The sequence below is a fragment of the Burkholderia oklahomensis C6786 genome, assembly GCF_000959365.1.
GTDB classification, from domain to species: Bacteria; Pseudomonadota; Gammaproteobacteria; order Burkholderiales; family Burkholderiaceae; genus Burkholderia; species Burkholderia oklahomensis.
This window is the reverse complement of record NZ_CP009556.1, coordinates 1,481,823-1,499,808: the sequence shown is the minus strand read 5'-3', so window position 1 is coordinate 1,499,808 and position 17,986 is coordinate 1,481,823. Positions and strand designations below refer to the sequence as shown.

The window sequence follows — 17,986 nt, the reverse complement described above, 5'->3', positions numbered from 1 at the left end:
TTATTTCGCATAGAGCACTCCTTCGAGAGTCCACTGATTGTTCTGGTAAGCGATGCGCTGCACGCGCAGCCCCGGCACGTCGATCGCGCGCATGAACTCGGGCGGCGCGAAGCCGCCCAAGCTCGCATTCAGCCGATACGCATGCCACGCAGGCGCGGCGGCCGCCTGCTGGGCGAGATTCGCGAGCGGCGCGCGCGACGATTGATCGGCAGGCAGCTGGTCCAGTTTAGCGGCCGCGTCCAGCAATTGGAGACGCGACAGAAGTTGCGTCCTGACAGCCGAATCGTCGACGAGCGAGGTGTCGTCCGCCGTGGGCGCGGTGAGCGGCACGTCGAGCGTCGCGCGCTCGCCGTCGGTGTCGACGATCGCAGCGGGCTCCGCGGCGAGCAGGTAGCGCACGTTCGAGCCGTTGCGCATCCACGCGTAATGCGCGACGCCCGGCGTGCATTCGTAGCGGTCGAGCCGCCAGCCGCCCGGCGCGAGCCGGCCGAAGCGCGTGGCGCACGCCCGCGCGAACGCGATCGCGTCGGGCAGCATCGCCCACGGATGCGCGATGGGCCCGCTCTTCGCCTGCCGCGCGGCCAGCTCGGCGCGCACGCGCGCGAGCGCCGCCTCGCGCTCGTCGGCCTCGACCTTCGCGCGATGATGCCAATACGCGAGCAAGCCGCCGCCCGCGACGCACACCGCCGTCGCGGCGATCAGCGCGGCGCGCGTCGACAGGCGCCGCTCGACGGGCCTGAGCGCCCACCAGCGCTCGGTGCGCGGCCGCCCGCCGCGGCGCGGCAGCAGATCGTCGAGCCGCTTCGGCTGAAAATTCTGGAAGCCCTGCTTTTCGAGCTCCGGCTCGCCGATCACGACGTTCCAGCCGCCCCACGCGTAATCGGTATGCAGCCGCTCGAGCGCCTCTTCGCGGCTGCCGACCCAGTCGCCGTTCGGCATGAACGCGTGGTCGCGCACCGCGAAGTACGCCCAGCGTCCGTCGGGCAGCGCGAACGCGCCGAGCCAGTTCGGCGCGGGCTGCCGGCGTCCGTTGTAGAACGCGCCTTCGAGCGCGATCGCGCGCGACACCATCGCGCCGAGCGACAGATGCCCGGGCGCGAAGCCGTCGCGCGTGTTCGCGTAGCCCGCCGCCGCGACGCCGCGATCGATCCGCAGCACCATCAGGTCGAACTTCAGCTTCTTCGCGAGCTCGACTGCTTCGGCGCGCAGCTCGTTGCGCCTCGACAGCGATTGCCAGAACAGGCCGCCGACGAAACGCTGGCGGCCGATTTGAATGACCTGCGCGCTCATCGTCCGCCTCGTCAGGCGCCGCCGCGCTGCGTGACGGGCGTGATCAGGATCACGATCACCTCACGCGCGCGCTGCGCTTCATAGCCGCCGCCGAGCGCGATCATCTTCGGCGCGCCGACGCCGCGCTCGTCGAGCGAATCGTTCGTGCCTTCGTAGCCGCTGATGACGAGCGTCTCGCCCGATTTCATCGCGACCCGCTGCAGGAAGTTGCGCATGTCGATGTCGGGCGTCTGGATCTGCATCGCGCCGCCCCCCGTGCTGCTCGCCACGTTCTTCAGCGCGAGCAGCGACGAAATGTTCGTCGAGAACTGCAGCATCACGGTGCCGTCGTCGAGCACGTGCGGCAAGAGCGTCATGTTGAAGCCCGTCGTCACCGAGCCCGGCGTGAGCGCCGTCGACGAGCCGACGTTCGCGGTATTCGTCGTCGACACCGACGCGAGATAGCCGACCTGCGTCGCCACCTGCACGGGCACCGGCTGATTGTTGAGCGTCATGACGGACGCCGACGTCTTGCGCCGCACCTGCCCCTGCTGCGACAGCGCCCGAATCAGCAGACTCGTGCCGTTGAAGCGGCTCGTCGGGCTCAGCACCGTCGCGGACAGCTCGGCGGTCGGCGTCAGCGACACCGGCTTGAACGCGTTGACGATGCCGAACTTCGCGGACAGCGTGTGGTAGACGAGGCTCCAGTCGATCCCGTACGCGTCGCCCGCCGACAGCGACACGCTCAGCACGGTCACGTTGAGCAGCACCTGGCGCGACAGCGCGCGATTCTGCTGCGCCATGAACGCGGCGACGCGTTCGAGCACGTCGGGCGTGTCGGTCACCGAGATCGATCCGGTCGCGGGCGACGCAACCGAGCTGCCGTAGCGCGACAGCATCGACTGGATCGCGCCCTGCAAGCCGTTGAACACGGACAATTGCGAATTGACCGCGGTGTTCGCCGAGTTGTTCGCGGTGAGACTCGTCGCGCCGGACGTCGCGCCGGACGACGCGCCCCCGCCCGCGCCGCCCGATTGCGAGCCGCCCGACGCGCCGTCGCTCGTCGCGCCGCTCACGACCGACGCGTTCAGCGACGAGTCGCCGGGAATCGCGTTGACCTGGAACGTGCGGGTATCGGTGAAGAAGAAGCGGATCGTGCCCTGCTCGTATTTCCAGAAGACGCCGAAGCGCGCGCACGCCGCGTCGAGCAGGCCGCGCAGCGTGCCGCCCGTGTACAGGATGCGCACGGGCGCGAACGACGTGCCCGCGCCGCCGCCGTCCGCGCCCGCCCCGCCGCCCGGCTTGCCGCCGCCGGACGACGCGCCGCCCGGCATGCCGGGCGGCAGCGGCGGCACCGAGCGCTCGCCCGCCGCGTTGAGGAACGCGGGCGCGCCGCGCGCGGCGCCGTCCGCGCCGCCGCCGCGCTGCGCGCGCGCGGCCGCCTGCATCGCGCTCGCGGCGACCTGCGTCGGCACCTGCGCGAGCCGCGCGATCTGCTCGGCGAATTCGGACAACGAAGAGACCGACCGGTCGAACGACGCGGGCTCGTCGAAGAGCGCGGGCAACTGCTCGCCGCTCTGCAGCTTGACGCCGCCCGCCGACACCCACAGTCCGCCGTCGACGACGACGGGCGACAGCGCGTGCACGTTGTTGTCGCCGGCGGCCGTGCGCTGGAGCAGCGCGCCGGATTCGGTCGAATCGCGCCGCACGTCCCGCTCGATGCCGCCTTTGAGCCCGGTGCAGCCGCTCAGCAGCGCGACGGCCAGCAACGACATTGCCAGAAAGACGCGCATCAGCCCGCTCCTTGCGCGACGACGCGCAACACGTGATTGCCTTGATAGAGAATCGCCTGGATCGGCGTCGACGTGCGGCCGAGGCTCGCGACGAGCGCTTGCAGCGCATCCTCGAACGAGCCGCGCAGCGTCGCCTGTGCATCGATGCTGAAATCGACGGGCGCATCCCAGACGAGCTGCCAGCCCGCCGTGCGCGTCCAGCGCGACAATACGCCGCGAATCGTGCCGTCGGACGCGCGCACGTCCCAAACGGGCAGCGGCGCGGGCGGCGCGGGCGGCGCGGCGGACGCGGCTGCCACCGCGGGCATCGCTGCCGCGGGCAAAGCCTCCGCGGCCGGCGCCGATGGCGGCTGCGCTCGAAAGACGTCGACGCGCTGCGCCGTCAGCGGCGCGTGATCGAAACGCTCGGCGGATGCGCCGCCCGGTGCCGGATCGGTGCCGGCGGGCGGACCGCTCGCCGCGCAATCGGTTGCAAGAAGCGCGATCGCGATAGACGCGGCCGCGGCGACCGTGGCGCCGTGCATCATGATTTTCCTCGTTACTCGACTGCTGCCGCGCGCCTGTGGCCCCCGCGCTTCGCCGCTCGACGCTCCCGGATGCCGCGTCCGATACGTCGGATCGCCTTCGCGGCCGGAAATGGCTTTCCGAACCCGGGATTACCTCGGCTTTACATAATAGGTCTGCGCACGCAGTCGCATTATTGAATTGATTATTGCGCGGCAAATATACCCCGAATAGTTTGACAAAAGCTAGTTGACGTGCAAAATTCAATAGACCATTCAATTTCCCACTCGCCGCGCGCGCAATGCGCCGCCCATTCCATTCATTCGAATCGTCAAGATGAACCAGCATGCCGCCGCCGCCCCGCTGCGCGATCTCGCGGGCGAAGTGCTCGGCCTGATCGACCTGAAGCAGATGTTCACCGATATCCACATCGAGCAGGATCGCCCCGTCACGATCAAGACGCCGCGCGGCTGGATCGAGACGAGCGACGAACCGGTGCTGCTCGACGACATGCGGCCGCTCCTCGACGCGATCGACGAGCACTGGGAGAGCGCGCTGCGCCAAGGCACGCTCGATCGCCCGTTCGTCCTCACGCGCTGCCGGCTGCGCTGCCACGTGTATCGCGCGGGCGGCGGCCGCAAGATCGTGATCTCGATGCGCCGGCTGCCGCTCACGCCGCTGCCGCTCGAGGAACTCGGCCTGCCCGTCTACGTGCGCTCGATGCTCGACAACACGAAGGGCATCATCCTCGTCACGGGGCCGACGGGCTCGGGCAAGACGACGACGATCGCGTCGCTGCTCGAGCATATCAACACGACCCGCAACACGCATATCGTCACGATCGAGGAGCCGATCGAATACTATCTGGAGCGCCGCCAGTCGATCATCTCGCAACGCGAAGTGCCGACCGACACGCCGAATTTTCCGCACGGGCTGCGCGAGGCGCTGCGGCAGAAGCCGGACGTCGTGATGGTCGGCGAGGTGCGCGACGCGCAGACGGCGGACACGCTGCTGCAGGCGGGCGAATCCGGACACCTCGTGCTCGCGACGATGCACACGGGCAGCGCGGTCAGCGCGCTCAACAAGCTGCTGTCGTTCTTTCCGGTCGAGCAGCGCGACCGGCACGCGGTCGCGCTCGCGGAATCGCTGATCGGCATCGTCTGCCAGAGCCTCGTGCCGAGCGCGGACGGCGAGAGCCTCGTGCTCGCGAGCGAGCTGCTGTTCAACAACAACAACCAGGTCGCGAAGCTGATCGCGGATCCGACCAAGCTGCACCTCGTCAACGACTTCCTGCGGCGCCGGGAGGACAACATGTCGCGTTCGCTGAACGACGATCTCGCCACGCTGGCGGCCCGCAATCGGATCACGACGAAGGATGCGTTACGGGCAACTTACAATCGGCTCGAACTGCATGAAATGATGCAGTCCATTGTTAATCGGTAGCCGCTCATGCCTGTGATCGGGCGTTTTTATATGTCGATCTAAAATCGAAAAAAAATCGTATAAACATGCCGGATTCCGTGTTAATCGACTGGCCGCATTAATTTCAAAAGTCGATTGTGATGGCGCATCCAAAACGTGCGCGCCTGACGTTCAATAATGGGCCGGTTTTGCATCAATTACCGATCAGGCGGGTCTGAATCCTGAGGCCGAGGCCGTCCGGCTTCGGGGAAACGGGCTGCGCCGCGAGCGGGTGCGCGTGAGACGGCAACGGCGAAGGCGCTCGCGCCGAGGGCTTTGCCGTCGCTCTCGCCGCGGTCCGCCCCGGCGCGGATGCCGGCGCCGTCGACAATGCCGGCGGCGACGCGGACGCCGGATCCGCCGGCGTCGCGCGCGGCGTCACCAGGACGAGCCGCTGCGCGCCGCGCCCGGCCGCGGGCGGCAACGCGATCGCCGCGCACTCGCCTGCCGCGAGCGTCATGCTCGTCGTGTTCGTCGTGCTCGTCGTGCTCGTCGTGCTGTCGCGCGACGCAGCGCCCGCCGCGCGACCGTCGCCGTCCGCCCAGCGCTCGACGATCCGCATGTCGAGCGCGTAGCGGCCCGCCTGCGCCGTCTCGCGCGGCGTGACCCGCATCGCGAAACCGTTTCGCCGCGCGTCGAGCGACGGCGCGTCGCCGTCGTTCGACGCGACGAACGCCTGCCGCAGACGCCCGAAGTCCGCGCTGCCGTCGGGGAACGTCAACGTCGAACCGTCGACGTCGATCGATGCCGCGCCGTGCGCGACGAGTTCGGCGATGCGTGCGCGCGTCTGCGCGCAGCCGTCCGTGGCGATCGCGACGCGTGGCGCGGACGCATTGGACGTCTCGGCTGCGTTCACGGCGCCGGATGCGGCGGGCGGGCCCGACGCCGCGGCTGCGTTCGCCGCGCCGGTCGCGCGTGACGAACCGGGCAAGCCCGATGCGCCGGACGAGCCGGTTCGACCGGATAGCCGAAATGTATCGTCCTTGCCGCCGGCTCCGCCCGGCGCCGCGGACGTTCCCGCGTCGTCGCGCCAGCGCAGCCCCAGCGCATCGAGCTGCGCCGGCTGCAGCGTCGCGCCGAACGCGTCGACCCGTATCGACGCGGGCAGCGTGTCGAGCTGCGCGACGAGCCGCGCATCGCGCGCGAGGCGCGCCGGCACGTCGCGGATCAGCACGGTATTCGAATATGCATCCGCGTCGACGATCGGCAGCGACGCCGTGAATTCGCGCACGCCCGGCATCGCGCGCGGCGCGGCGCCGTCCTGCTCGAGCCGGCGGCGCAGCCGCGTCGCGAGCCCCGGCAGCGACGCATCGCCCGCGTCGCCGCGCACGACGCGATCGGCCGCCGCGCGCGCACGCAGCTTGAACGCGCGCGTCTCGGTCGGCACACGCGCCTGCGCCGCCCGGTCGAGCGCCCGCGCGGCGGCGAGCACGAGCGCGACATAGCGCGGCGGACCGGCGACGCGCACGATCCGCGCCGCGTCGTCGCCATCGGGCCGCCAGTGCCGATCGACGATCCGCTGCCGCGCGAGCGTCGCGCGCAGCTCGGCCGGCGTCGCGTAATTGAGCCGCACCGCCGCGCGCTCGAACGCGTCGGGCGCGACGAGCTGCAGCACCGCGCCGTCGTAGTACCACCCGAGTCCGCACGTGCGCGCGACCCAGTCGACGAAGCGCTGCGGCGGCAGCGCGTCGCGCAAGTCGAGCCGGCACGACACACGCGCGTCGATGTCGATCGCGACGCCCGAGCGGCGGCTCAGCTCGCTCAATGCGTCGGCGGCATTCACCCGCCCGACGCGATAATCGAAGCGCGCGATCGGCCACGCGAGCGGCACCGCATGCAGCGCGGGCGCATGGCCCGCGAGCGCGAGCGCAACGGCGGCAGCCGACGCGGCCGCGCGCCGCGTCACGATGCGCGATCCGTCGATTCCGCGTCCGCGCCCAGATTGAGGCGATAGCCGGTCGCGTACGCGGCGTGCACGCTCCAGCCGATGCCCGCCGCCTTCAGGCGACCGCGCAGCCGGCTCACGTACATGTCGACCGAGCGAGTCTGTGCGGACGCCTCCGAGCCCCACACGAGCCGCAGCAGGTCCTGGCGCTGCACGACCGTGCCCGGATGCTCGGCCAGATGCCAGAGAATGTCGAATTCCTTCGCGCTGAATGGATGCGACGCGCTGCCGTCGGACACGGTCAGCGTCGCGCGCGACAGCACATAGCGGCCGAGCTGCATGCGCCCGCTGTCGACCGACAGCGCCGCGAAGCGCCGCAGGAGCGCGCGCACGCGCGCGAGCAGCGTCTGCTTTTCGAGCGGCTTGATGAGGAAGTCGTCCGCGCCGGCGTCGAGAATCTTGACGATGTCTTCTTCGTCCGAATGCACGGTCTGGAAGATCACGGGCACGATCGAGCGCGCGCGGCCGCGCACCCATGCGAGCAGGCGCTCGCCCGTCATCCCGGGCAGGTCCCAGTCGAGCAGGAGCAGATCGGCCCAGCTGTCGCCGAGGAAGCGGCGCGCTTCGAGCCCGTCGCCGAACGCCTCGACGCGGTAGCCCTCGGCCTTGAGCCAGGCGACGAGCAGCGTGCGCTGCACCGGATCGTCCTCGACGACGACGATCTGCTTGGGCTGCTGCACGGTGCGCTGCATGTTCGATTCGGACATCGTGAAAAGGTAGGTCGTCAAGCGGAAAAATTGCGAAAAGCGCGCGCGCCGCCGCTCAGCCGTCCGGCGCGACGCTCGCGCGCCAGCGCGCGATGCCTTCCGGCACCGACGGCGCGCCGCCGACCGGCACGAGCATCGGCAGACGCAACACGAACGACGTGCCGACGCCGCGATTCGATTCGGCGTGCAGCGTGCCCGCATGCGCGGCGACCACCTGCGACGCGAGCTGCAGCCCGAGGCCGAAGCCCATCGAGCCGCGCTTCGCGAGCGGCGCGAAATCCGTCATCCGTCCGTCCGGCGTGAGGCCCGGCAGGCCGCCCGCCCAATCGCGGATCGTGACTTCCGCGTGCGCGTCGCGCACGTGCATCCGGATCTCGACGCGCGCGCCCTGACGCGATGCCTGCACCGCATTGTCGATCAGATTCTGCAACGCGCGGGCGACAAACACGCGGGCGCCGCGCAACCACAGCGGCGCGGCGTCGTCGAGCCACAGTTGCAGCGCGACGCCGCGATAGACGGCGCCCACTTCGAGCTTCGGCACGAGTTCGCGCAACATCTTGCGCAGGTCGAAGCGCACGAAGTGGCGCTGCCGGAGATCGTCCGCCGCCGACGCGACGAGATAGTCCTGGCCGAGCAGCAGCGCGTGCCGCGCGAGCTGCGCGATCCGCTCGAGGCCGCCGCACGCGGCGAACGCCTCGGGATCGGCGTCGTGCAGCTGAGTCAGCGCGAGGATCGAATTCTGCGGGGAACGCAGATCGTGCGCAAGAAAGCGCAGCGACGCGACGCGCTCGTCGAGCGCGCGGCGCAGCGGCGTGACCTCGGCGACCGTGACCGTCGCGGCGATCGCCGGATCGTGCTCGACCGGCCGCAGCGTGAGCCACAGGATCGCGTCGTCGGTCTCGAATTCGAGTCCTTGCTCGAGCGCCTCGAAGAGCGCGGCCGTATCGGCGCCCGCCGCATCGCCGAGCACGGTCCGCAGCGGCAGCCCGGCGGACAGCGTGCAGCCGAGCAGCGCATGCGCACGCGCAGTGGCCGCGACGATCGCGCCGTCGCGGTCGAGCGCGAGCATGCCCGACGCCTGCTGGTCCTGCATCACCTGGAAGATTCGGGCATCGGCTCCGTGCGGCGCGCTCAAGTTCGACTCCGGCGGACGCTGGGCTCCGCGAATGATTGGACGGGCCGCGACGCGGCGGCGCGAGCGCGCAGTGTGTACCGATTCGAAAGCGCTTGTCCAGTGCCGCCGCGCCGCGCCGCCCGCGCGGTCAGAAGTCGGCCTTCTGGTTCAGGTCGCCCACGCTCACCGTCACTTCGTCGGACGTGAATTCCATGTTGCCGCCCGCGCCGCGCTTGCCGACGTTCGCGTTCACGAACGGATTGCCGCCCGTCTCGAGGCGCTCGAGCTCCTTCGTCGCACCGGCGTTCAGCGTGACCTTGCCGTTCTTGTCGACGACGCCGACCGAGTTGTCGCTGCCGTTGTACAGGTTGCCCTGCGAGTCTTCCTTCAGATGCAGCGCCTCGCCGCCCGCCTTCGTGTTCAGCTTCACGTCGTGCAGGCCCTGGCCCGGCTTGTTGTCCGTCGGCGTGGTCACGTTGTTCGTCGGGCCGTTGTTGCCGGTCGGCGTGTTGTTGCCCGGATCGCCGCCGACGTTCGTGTCGTCGCCGCCGCCCGAATCGTCTTGCATCAGCAGCTCTTCGATTTCGTGGAGCAGTTCCTCGATCTTCTGATCGCGGCTGCTCGACGACGTCGACGAGCTCTGGTATTGCGTCGGATTGAGAGTCTGCGACGAAATGTTGTTAACGCTCATGATCGTCTCGCTATGAATGTGAATCGACTGAGGGAAAGGGAAAAGAACGCGCGCGGCCGTCCTGCGCCGGCGGTTCGTCGACAAGCTTAGACAGCGCGCCCGCATGCGCCGCGAGCCGCGCGAAGCGACGTCGCGGCGGCCGAATCGATCGGGCGCGCATCGCGCGGCGACGACGCGCGATGCGCCGCGCTTCGTCGCGCGCGACGGCGCTTCGCGTGCGCCGTGCGCTCATGCGCGCGCGACGGCGATCATCGCCGACGGGTCATTCTTCTCATCGCATCGCACCGACATGGCGATCAAACCGTGCAACAAGGCCGCGTTGCGCGCGCTGCTCTCGGTCTTCTCGGCCGGGTTGCGCGCGAGCGCGCACGCGGACCTCGACGAACTGCTGCTCGCGTTGCGCGTGATGCAGCCGCGCAACGCCGCGGTCGACCTGTGCGACGTGCGGCTGCGCATCGGCCGGCGCGACTGGATCGGCGCGCTGCACATCCTGCGCACGCTCGAGGAGCAGGAGCGCGGCACGCCGCTGTGCGCGGCGCTGCAGAGCTGGTGCCTGTATGCGCTGCACGACGACGACTGGCGGCGCTATGCGCAGACCGTGCTGCTGTCGGGCGATCGGGCGTCGACGGTGCTCGTCGGCCGGTTCCTGAAAGTGAGCGAGCTCGCGATGGGCGGCGTCGGCGGTCACGACGACGACGACGTCGCCGCGCGCATCGCGCAGCTGCTGCGGCTCGATCGCTATCAGTGGACGCGGCATGCGCATGCGCGCGGGATTGCTTGAGGGCCTGGATTCGGTTCGCGGATCGTTGTTTTCGGTGGCGGCTGACGGCTGGCGGCTGGCTCTTGGTCTGCGGCTCGTAGTCCGCGGCTCGTGGCTCGCGAATGCGATCAGGCGCATCACGGCAAGCCGGACCGCTCGGGTTCGACGATGCGCGTCGCAACATGTCGCAAGTCGATGCCCGACGCGTTGCGCGAATGCCCGTGTCGACGCTTCGGATCGGCACGACGTTCGGCTCCATGCCGCGAAGTCGCGGCTCAATCGCCATTCCAGCGCATATGACGCGGCTCGAACGGCCTCGCCTCACGACGCCCTGACCCGCGTCGAGAATCCGGTGAATCCAGTGAATCCAGTGAATCCGGTGCTCGACGAACTGTTCGACCGCAAGCGCCGATCGTTCGAACATCGTCAACCCTCGATCCTTGCCGCGGCGTCGGGTTCGATGAAACGCGCACGTGGGCCGGCGCGATGGCAGTGGAATGCGGAGAAACGGTGACGGCTCGAGTTCGGCGGGCACGGCATCGAAGGCCCGCGAGATGCCATGGCGGCGAGGCGCCACGACGCATCCGCGTCATTCGAAATCATCCGTACGCCCGATCCCTTCCGCGCCGGCAGACCGGCCGCAGCGGAAGTCGGCATGCTCTCCGAGCGGACGAACCGATTCGTCCATCGGCCCGCCGTTCACGCCGCTCGCCGCGACGATGCCGCCCCGCCGTCCTCCACGACTCCGTCCACCGCCCGCGGCGCCTTCGTGATCGCGAACAGATAGCTGTCGCCCGCGCTCATCCCGCGATTCGGACGCGCCTCGTAATTCCGCACGGTCCCCTCGCAGACGAAGCCCAAGCGCGGCATGAACGGCGCGGCCTTGCCCGTCACCGAGCAGAACGCCTCGATCCGGTACACGCCCGGCTGCGCGATCAGCCAGCCGAGGATCTTGCGCAGCATCTCCGACCACGCGCGCGTCCGCACGCGCCCCGGCGCGAAGCTCGTCAGGAGTCCGATCTCGACGCGCGGCGGACGGCCGTGCATCTCGAGCGTGCCGATCAGGCAGCCGTTTCGCTTCTCGAACAGCCCCCAGCTGAAGAACGCGCCGCTGCGCCAGCCGTCGGCGAGACGGCGGATGCTCGCGCGCGATTCGTCGACGCTGCGATGCATCGGCCACGGCAGATCGAGCGTCGTCACCGGATCGCCGAACAGCGCGTCGAAGGCTTCGTGTGCGTCGTCGTCGACGAGCGGGCGCATGCGCAGACGCTCGGTTTCGATCAGCTCGGGCGGACGGAAGGCGTTCATCGGCGACTCCGGTTCAAGGAAAGGACACGCCGATTGTCGGGCGTCGACACGCGACCGCGCCGGGCGCGTGCGAAGGCATGGCGGCGTGCGCGAACCGCGCTCGCGTATTCGCACTCGCGTATCCGATATCGCGCCCGCGACGTTCGCACGCAATTGCGTCGCTTCGCACCGCGGCCGGCCGCGGCGCGCACGTCGACGTACAGTGCCGCTACGTCGCCCGGCGCGTGCCCTGCACGGCGGGCGACTCCGAGGCTTGCCTCCCTTCAGGAGCCGTATCGTGACTCAAATCGCCCCGTCGCGCTCGTCAGCCGCCACGAGCATCGGCCAGACCGACCACACTCAGCCACCGGGCGTCGCGGACGCGCGCGCCGCCGCCACGCTCAAGCGGCGGGGTGCCATCCGAGTCAAGCCGCCAGGGCTGACGTCTTCGGGCAATCCGATGCAGCGCGCGCGCATGTCGCGCAAGAACGCCGTCGCGCCATCGGGCACGTCGTCGCCCGGCGGATCGCCGCCCGGCGGATCGTCGTCCAATCCGGATGCGCAGAAAACGGACGCATCGCCGAAGCACGCGCAAGTGCAAGCGCACGCGCACGAAGCCGATCTCATCGATTTGAGCGATCCGCCGCCGGCGACGAAGCCCGCCGGTGCGCAACCGTCACGGCTCGAAGCCACGCCCGCCGAATTGCAGACAGTGGCGCATATACCCGTTCTGCAGCCGACCGTTCTTCATGCGGCGCACGCGCACGAAGCCGATCTCATCGATCTGGGCGATCCGCCGCCGGCGACGAAGCCCGCCAGTGCGCAACCGTCACGGCTCGAAGCCACGCCCGCCGAATTGCAGACAGTGGCGCATATACCCGTTCTGCAGCCGACCGTTCTTCATGCGGCGCATGCGCACGAAGCCGCGCACGCGACGCCGGGCGTTCACGGCGCGCCGCCGCTCGCGCATACGCTCACCGCGGCCGGCATGCCGAGCCTCCACGACATTCACCATGCGACCGGGCAGACGATCGCGGCGCAGCACGCGATCGGCTACGCGAATCAGTTGCTGGCGATCGCGGAGATGCTCAACAGCTTCAGGATGAAGTTGATCGACATGATCAAGAAGGCAGTGTCGCCGTCGTAACGCGCTATCGCGGTATCGCGCTATCGCGGATTGGCGGTGTCGCGCCGCCGTGGCGATCCTGCGCAACGCGCCGCCGCCGGTCGACGACGACACGCGCGCCGGGTTCATCGTTGTCATCCGATCCAGACGACCGCCCGGCAGGCAATCGGCGGGCGGCTCGACGCGACGGGCCGCGCCCTTCGGCGACTCACCGATCGAACGTCTGCGAAGGCGCTTCGTCGAACATCCGCCGATAGCCGTTCACGAGCGTCGACCGATGCTGGATGCCCCAGCGGCTCGCGATCTCCAGCACGCTCGTCGCGCGCGGCGCGTCGGACAGCAGCTCGCCGCGAATCCGCTCCATCCGCTGCCGGCGAATGAGCTCGCTCGGCGACAGCCCGAGATAAGTCTTGAACGCCGCCTGCAGCGCACGCTCGGTCACGTCGATGTGCGCGGCGATCTCGCGCACCGACAGATCGCGCTGATCGAGCCGCTCCATCAGATAGCGATACGCGCGCCGGTACTTGCCGGGCAGCCGCGCGCTGACGTCGTCGCTCGGCGCGGCGGCGTGCGTGCCGCAGCGCGCGATCGCGAGCGCCGCGCCGTCGGATCGCACATGCCGCACCGACGCCAGCGCATAGCGCGCATACAGCGACGACGATTCGCGCATCCGCCCCTGCTGCTCGCGCACCTTCGCCGCGCAGTACAGATAGTCGAGCGTCCAGCGCACGTGCGAGCCGCAGCGCCCGGCCGCGTCTCGATACGGCGCGATCATCGTGTCCGCGACGTTCGGCGCCTGGCCGGCGAGCGCGGCGAGCGCCACTTCGAGTCGCACGCTGCGCTGATAGTCGACGAGGCCCGTCTTCGCGCACCAGCTCACGTGCGTGTCGATCCGCTCGAGCGCCGCGTGATCGCCCGCGGCGAGCGCGCGCGCCTGACGCATGTAGTCGACGCGCATCCGCAGCAGCGGCATCGCTTCGGCGTCGGCCGTCGACACGCGCATTTCAGCGAACGCCGACAGCGGCAGATCGGCGAGCGCCGAGCGCCAGTACACGTGATCGCCGAGCGCGTCGGCGCGGCCGATCTGGTATTGCAGCAGCAAGTCCGCACGCAGCGCGTACGCGAGCGACCGCCAGCGCGGATCGGCGTCGCGAGCGGCCGCGTCGAGCGCGTCGAGCGTCGCCATCGCGTCTTCGGCGCGGCCGAGATGGTGCATGACGACGCACGTGCCGACGAGGCTCTCGAGCCTCTGCTCGGCGCTCGCCGCGCGATCGTCGGCGATCCGCTGGAATCCGGCCTGCGCGATGCCGAAGCGGTTCTGGAAGAACGCCTGCCAGCTCGCGTTGCGGCAGCTCATCACGCGCGTCAGGTCGCGCGATTCGCGCAGCAGCTTCTGCGCGCGGCGGAACGTGTCCTCGGCTTCTTCGAAGCGGCCGAGCACGAGCTGGATGTCCGCATAGGCCTGGACGTCGCGCACGTCGGCGGCCACGCCGCCCGGCTCGGCGTCGCCGCGCGCGGCGACGAGCGCGGCCGCTTCGGCGAAGCGGCCGTCGAGCACGCGCGCGGCGTAGACGGGGTTGGACGACGGATTGGCGAGCGCGGCGGCGGCGGCGAAATACAGTGTCGAAAACATGGCGGCTCCTCTCGGCGAGCGGTTTGAATACGAAGTGTCCAGGCTCGATCCGCGCGCCCGGCGCCGCCGCTCGTCGCGGGGCGCAGCGCGTGGATGCGTGCCGCCATCGTCTCGTCCGGGCCGAATCCGCGCAGCAGTTTGTGACGTTCCGTTACGATTGGCGGGCGCCGCCATCCGCGCGCCGCGCGCCGCTACACCCGCAGCCAGTAATATTCGCCGGACGCGATCCCGCTGAACATCTCGTCGCCCGATTCGATGATGTTCTGCCGCCAGTAGCGGCCGTGCTCCGCGTAGTGCGCGAACAGATCGGCGACCGTCTCGCCCGTCACGTCCGGCGTGAGCGGCAGCCGCATCAGCAGCACGATGCTGCCCGTGTCCGCGTCGATCCCGAGCTGCGCCTGGTCCTGCGCGTAGATCAGCAGGTTCGCCTCGAGCAGCAGCCGGTACACCGCGAGCGTGCGGCCCGCGCTGACGATCCCGTAATGGAAGTTCACGTACATTGACTCCGGGTCCTCGTCGAAGTACTCGATGCGCACGTCGAAGCCCTCGACGTCGATCGTGCGCGTCTCGAGCACGTAATCGACGTCCGGCAAATCGACGACCGCGCACACCTCAGCGACGACCTCTGCATAACGTTCCCAACTCATGGCCGCTCCACCCCGGTATCCGGCGTCTCCCAAAAAATACAGCCGGCGCTCGCGCGCCGGCCGCCCAACACGATGCCGAACGACAGCCGGCTTACTGCGCCGGCTTCGCCGCGTCGGAGACCATCTTCGTGGCCTGCTTCTTCGTTTCGTTCTCCGTCTTCGTCATTTCCTGCATCTGCTGCAGTTTCGTTGCCGTCTTCGAAAACGCGATGCCTGCCATCGTGTCCTTGGTCATTTCGCCCAGCGCTCCGCCTACCAATGCCGACATGATCACTCTCCAGAAAATTGCGTGATTCGTACACGCAGTGACAAAGATCCGGCGGTTCCGCTTCGTATCGCGGCCCGCCGCTTTTTTGCCGCGCAGCGTGCGGCCTCGTCGGGAACGGCTCGCGCCGCTCCGTCCGCCGCCGCACGCCGCGCGGCGAAACCTCGGCCGCTAGGCGGCCGTCGCGTTCGCCTCGTTCAGCGTCGCCACGATCCGCTGCGCCGCGAGCAGCCCGCGATAGATCTTCTGCATCGCGTCGCGGTCGTAGTCGCTCGCCGCCTGCGCGGTGGCCGCGCTCACGCGCTCGGCCGTCTCGCCGAGCGCCTGGCGGATCGCGTCGATCCGCGCGGCCGCGTCGGGCGCCGCGAGCGCCCGCTCGAGCGGTCCGTATTCGTCCGCTGCCCGTTCCAGTGCTTCGTACATGCCGCTTCTCCCGTCAGTTGAGTCCCATCAGTTGAGGTCCGGCGCGCCGTCCGCCGACGCGCCCGCAAACACGTGCTTCACGCCGTCCGGCGTCTCGATGTAGCGCACGTCGCCGATCTCGAGCATCCCCGAATACGCGACGGGCACGGGCGCGTCGCCGGACTGGCGCGCATCGACTTCGATCGCGCGCACGTTCGGGCCGACGTCCGCGCGCACCCGCTCGACCGCCGCGTTCAGTTGCCCGATGCTCGGCACGACGCCCGACACGCGAAAGCGCCCCTGCCCCGCATACGCGACCGTCGCACCCGACACGCCAAGCGACTCGCCGATGCTCTGCGCATCGTCCTGCGCGACGTCGTACTGGCGTTCGGCGCGATGCGCGGCGAGCCGGTCGAGCAGCTTGCGCGCGGCGAGATCGTCGGCCGGCGTCGCGACCATCCCGGTGACGGCGACCATCGCGCCGCGCGGCGCCGCGTGCAGCTCCGCGTAGCCCACGCGCTTCAGCTCCGCGCCGACGCGAATCGCGAGCGCATCGACGGTCTCGATCGCGGGCGGCGCGCTCGGATGCGCGCTCGCCAGCATCGCGCCCATCCCGAGCAAGCCGGCGACGAGCGCGCCGCCCGCCGCCGCGCACGCCGCGAGCTTGCGCTGCGCGCCGCGTCTTGCCGCGTCGGCGCCGGGCGGCGGCGCCCACAGCGTCGCGAGCAATTCGAGATCGCCCGGCCATTCGCCGTCGGCGGGCCCGACGCAGAGCGCCGTCTCGCCGAACGGCACCGGCACGAAGTCGAGCATCAGGAGCGGCGAGCCGTCCGCGTCGAACGGATCGGCGGCCGTCTCGGACGGCACGGACGCCGCGCGCCGCGCGCGCGTCACGCCCTGCGCATCGATCGACAGCAGCAGATCGCCGTCGCGCCAGTCGGTGATGCGAATCTCCGCATCCTCGCCCGCGCCGATCCGGTGCTCGCCGGCGTCGAGCGCGATTTCCGCGCCGGCGTGCAAGCCGGTCAGGATCCGCAACAGCTTCATGAGTCGCTCCTTGCGTCGAGTGCTTCATTGCTTCGATCGAATCGATCGGGTTCGATGCGCCGCTTCGATCGCACTGCATCGTTCATCCATGCAGCCAGAATAGTTCGATGCGGCGTCGCGGTTCGTTCGTCGTGCGAAATCGTCGCCGCGTTCGCGAAGCATCGTGCGCGTCGCGCCGCTCACGAACGCGGCCGCTCTCCGATCGACACGCCGCCGCGCAGCGTCGCGACGCTCGCGACCGCGCGCGAGAGCTGCACGCTCGTCGACGGACGCTCCGCGTTGAATACGAGCAGCGGCAGCAACAGGTAATGCGTGCTTGCGCGTTCGCCGCGCGCGGCCGCCGCATCGCGCGGCGCGCCGCCGATGCTCTGCATCGCGTCGAGCAGCAGCTGCTTCACGCCGTCCCAGCCGATCGGCGTCCACGGCCCGGTGCGCAGGCGCGCGGCGAGCAGGTCCGCGTTGTGACTGAGCAGCGCCGCCGTGACTCGCGCGCCCGGCTCGGCGTCGAGACGCCGGCCGAGCCGCAGCAGCGTGTCGGCCCACAGATGCCTCAGCGCATGCTCGCGCTCCGCCGCGTCCGCGAGCGTGCCGGCGATGTCGGTCAGCGCGCGCTGAGCGGGCGCGGGCGTCGGCCGTGCGCGCGCCGCGCGCACGCGCGGCAGCGCGGAAACGCTCGCGGATTCGTCGTCGCGCTCGTCCTGGTCGCGCTGCTGCTGCCCGCCGCCCTGTCCGCCCGAATGCCGGTCGTGCTCTTCATGCGGCGCGACGTGTGCTTGCGGCGCCGGCGATTCGTCGCCGGCGTCGAACGCTTCCCCCTGGCTGTCGGCGCGGCGGCGCCGGCGCGATCCCGCCGCGCCCGTCTTCGGACGCGGCTTCAGCTTGGCCAGCATCTGGTTGCGCGCGGCGATCGCATTCGCCTGATAGCCGTTCGAGTAGGTGAAGCGCGTGCCGTACTTGCCGTAGGTCGCCGCGGTGCGCGCGCGCACCGGCCGGCGCCGCCGCAAATCGGGCTTCGCCGCGTGAACGGCCTGCGCGACCGCGCGTGCGATGCGGCTCATGACGGCACCGCCGCGGATATGAGCTGCTGCGCGAAATGCAGGATCTCGGCGGCCGCCCACGGTCCGGCGATCGTGACGGTCACCGTCACCGCGACGAGCTTCACGCCGTACGAGATGCTCTGCTCCTGCAGCGACGTGATCGCCTGCAGGAACGAAATCGCGAGCCCGGACACGGCCGCGACGAGCACGACAGGCAGCGAGATGTAGAGACACAGCATCATGCCTTGCGACGTGAGCCGGATCAGGTCGTCGATTTCCATCGGGCGAATCTCCTCGA

Annotated in this window: 19 protein-coding genes; 4 read left to right on the top strand and 15 right to left on the bottom strand. The window is 69.9% G+C overall.

Features of this window, described 5'->3' with window-relative positions; genetic code table 11:
- The 3 genes from pilO2 to BG90_RS24520 are packed head-to-tail and all read right to left on the bottom strand — an operon-like array spanning position 1 to position 3,589.
- On the bottom strand, positions 1 to 1,290 hold the full coding sequence (gene pilO2, locus BG90_RS24530) for a type 4b pilus protein PilO2 (protein ID WP_010109637.1): 1,290 nt from the start codon (positions 1,288 to 1,290) through the stop codon (positions 1 to 3).
- Positions 1,291 to 1,301: 11 nt separating this feature from the next.
- A complete protein-coding gene (pilN, locus tag BG90_RS24525) occupies positions 1,302 to 3,062 on the bottom strand; it encodes a PilN family type IVB pilus formation outer membrane protein (RefSeq protein ID WP_045568427.1) in 1,761 nt (586 codons plus the stop codon).
- Entirely contained in the window at positions 3,062 to 3,589 is a 528-nt protein-coding gene (locus tag BG90_RS24520) for a toxin co-regulated pilus biosynthesis Q family protein (protein ID WP_010119657.1), read from the bottom strand. The genes pilN and BG90_RS24520 overlap by 1 nt, the downstream gene beginning before the upstream one ends.
- A 313-nt stretch (positions 3,590 to 3,902) precedes the next feature.
- On the opposite strand from BG90_RS24520, the gene BG90_RS24515 reads away from it, so the two are divergent.
- Positions 3,903 to 5,009: a type IV pilus twitching motility protein PilT gene (locus tag BG90_RS24515; RefSeq protein ID WP_010109650.1), complete on the top strand. Its 1,107-nt coding sequence runs from the start codon at positions 3,903 to 3,905 to the stop codon at positions 5,007 to 5,009.
- A gap of 172 nt (positions 5,010 to 5,181) precedes the next feature.
- On the opposite strand, the gene BG90_RS24510 is transcribed toward BG90_RS24515, so the two are convergent.
- The 4 genes from BG90_RS24510 to BG90_RS24495 form a co-directional block, all read right to left on the bottom strand.
- A complete protein-coding gene (locus tag BG90_RS24510) occupies positions 5,182 to 6,933 on the bottom strand; it encodes a secretion protein (protein WP_045568426.1) in 1,752 nt (583 codons plus the stop codon).
- Positions 6,930 to 7,679: a response regulator transcription factor gene (locus BG90_RS24505; protein WP_025990312.1), complete on the bottom strand. Its 750-nt coding sequence runs from the start codon at positions 7,677 to 7,679 to the stop codon at positions 6,930 to 6,932. Before BG90_RS24505 ends, BG90_RS24510 begins: the two co-directional genes overlap by 4 nt.
- 55 nt (positions 7,680 to 7,734) lie before the next feature.
- Positions 7,735 to 8,772, bottom strand: a complete 1,038-nt coding sequence (locus BG90_RS24500) for a sensor histidine kinase (protein WP_010109663.1) — start codon at positions 8,770 to 8,772, stop codon at positions 7,735 to 7,737.
- Between the two features lie 169 nt (positions 8,773 to 8,941).
- Positions 8,942 to 9,589 (bottom strand): hypothetical protein, encoded by a 648-nt coding sequence (locus tag BG90_RS24495; RefSeq protein WP_162486586.1) that lies wholly within the window; start codon positions 9,587 to 9,589, stop codon positions 8,942 to 8,944.
- A gap of 184 nt (positions 9,590 to 9,773) precedes the next feature.
- Here BG90_RS24495 and BG90_RS24490 point away from each other — a divergent pair, with 184 nt between their 5' ends.
- A complete protein-coding gene (locus tag BG90_RS24490; protein ID WP_010119677.1) occupies positions 9,774 to 10,265 on the top strand; it encodes an HrpB1 family type III secretion system apparatus protein in 492 nt (163 codons plus the stop codon).
- Positions 10,240 to 10,758, top strand: a complete 519-nt coding sequence (locus tag BG90_RS35645; RefSeq protein WP_144411704.1) for a hypothetical protein — start codon at positions 10,240 to 10,242, stop codon at positions 10,756 to 10,758. Before BG90_RS24490 ends, BG90_RS35645 begins: the two co-directional genes overlap by 26 nt.
- Positions 10,759 to 10,943: 185 nt before the next feature.
- Here BG90_RS35645 and BG90_RS24485 read toward each other — a convergent pair whose 3' ends face one another.
- Complete coding sequence (locus BG90_RS24485) at positions 10,944 to 11,552, bottom strand: GNAT family N-acetyltransferase (protein ID WP_010109669.1); 609 nt, start codon at positions 11,550 to 11,552, stop codon at positions 10,944 to 10,946.
- 202 nt (positions 11,553 to 11,754) lie between these two features.
- On the opposite strand from BG90_RS24485, the gene BG90_RS37525 reads away from it, so the two are divergent.
- Positions 11,755 to 12,678 carry a hypothetical protein gene (locus BG90_RS37525; protein WP_234419683.1) on the top strand — a complete coding sequence of 308 codons (924 nt, stop codon included), beginning with the start codon at positions 11,755 to 11,757 and terminating at the stop codon, positions 12,676 to 12,678.
- A 187-nt stretch (positions 12,679 to 12,865) separates the two neighbouring features.
- On the opposite strand, the gene BG90_RS24475 is transcribed toward BG90_RS37525, so the two are convergent.
- The 7 genes from BG90_RS24475 to sctS form a co-directional block, all read right to left on the bottom strand.
- Positions 12,866 to 14,290: a helix-turn-helix transcriptional regulator gene (locus tag BG90_RS24475; RefSeq protein WP_010119681.1), complete on the bottom strand. Its 1,425-nt coding sequence runs from the start codon at positions 14,288 to 14,290 to the stop codon at positions 12,866 to 12,868.
- A 191-nt stretch (positions 14,291 to 14,481) separates the two neighbouring features.
- On the bottom strand, positions 14,482 to 14,937 hold the full coding sequence (locus BG90_RS24470) for a CesT family type III secretion system chaperone (RefSeq protein WP_010109675.1): 456 nt from the start codon (positions 14,935 to 14,937) through the stop codon (positions 14,482 to 14,484).
- A 91-nt stretch (positions 14,938 to 15,028) separates the two neighbouring features.
- Positions 15,029 to 15,205 carry a hypothetical protein gene (locus BG90_RS36845; protein ID WP_038801558.1) on the bottom strand — a complete coding sequence of 59 codons (177 nt, stop codon included), beginning with the start codon at positions 15,203 to 15,205 and terminating at the stop codon, positions 15,029 to 15,031.
- Positions 15,206 to 15,373: 168 nt separating this feature from the next.
- Positions 15,374 to 15,625 carry a hypothetical protein gene (locus BG90_RS24460; protein WP_010109678.1) on the bottom strand — a complete coding sequence of 84 codons (252 nt, stop codon included), beginning with the start codon at positions 15,623 to 15,625 and terminating at the stop codon, positions 15,374 to 15,376.
- Between the two features lie 27 nt (positions 15,626 to 15,652).
- Positions 15,653 to 16,651 (bottom strand): HrpD5 family protein, encoded by a 999-nt coding sequence (gene hrpD5, locus BG90_RS24455; protein ID WP_045568425.1) that lies wholly within the window; start codon positions 16,649 to 16,651, stop codon positions 15,653 to 15,655.
- A gap of 179 nt (positions 16,652 to 16,830) precedes the next feature.
- Positions 16,831 to 17,709, bottom strand: coding sequence for a hypothetical protein (locus BG90_RS24450; RefSeq protein ID WP_045568424.1), 879 nt, complete (start codon positions 17,707 to 17,709; stop codon positions 16,831 to 16,833).
- The gene (gene sctS, locus BG90_RS24445; RefSeq protein ID WP_010109701.1) at positions 17,706 to 17,969 is read right to left on the bottom strand and encodes a type III secretion system export apparatus subunit SctS; all 264 of its coding nucleotides are present in this window, start codon (positions 17,967 to 17,969) and stop codon (positions 17,706 to 17,708) included. The genes BG90_RS24450 and sctS overlap by 4 nt, the downstream gene beginning before the upstream one ends.
- Between the last annotated feature and the right edge of the window lie 17 nt (positions 17,970 to 17,986).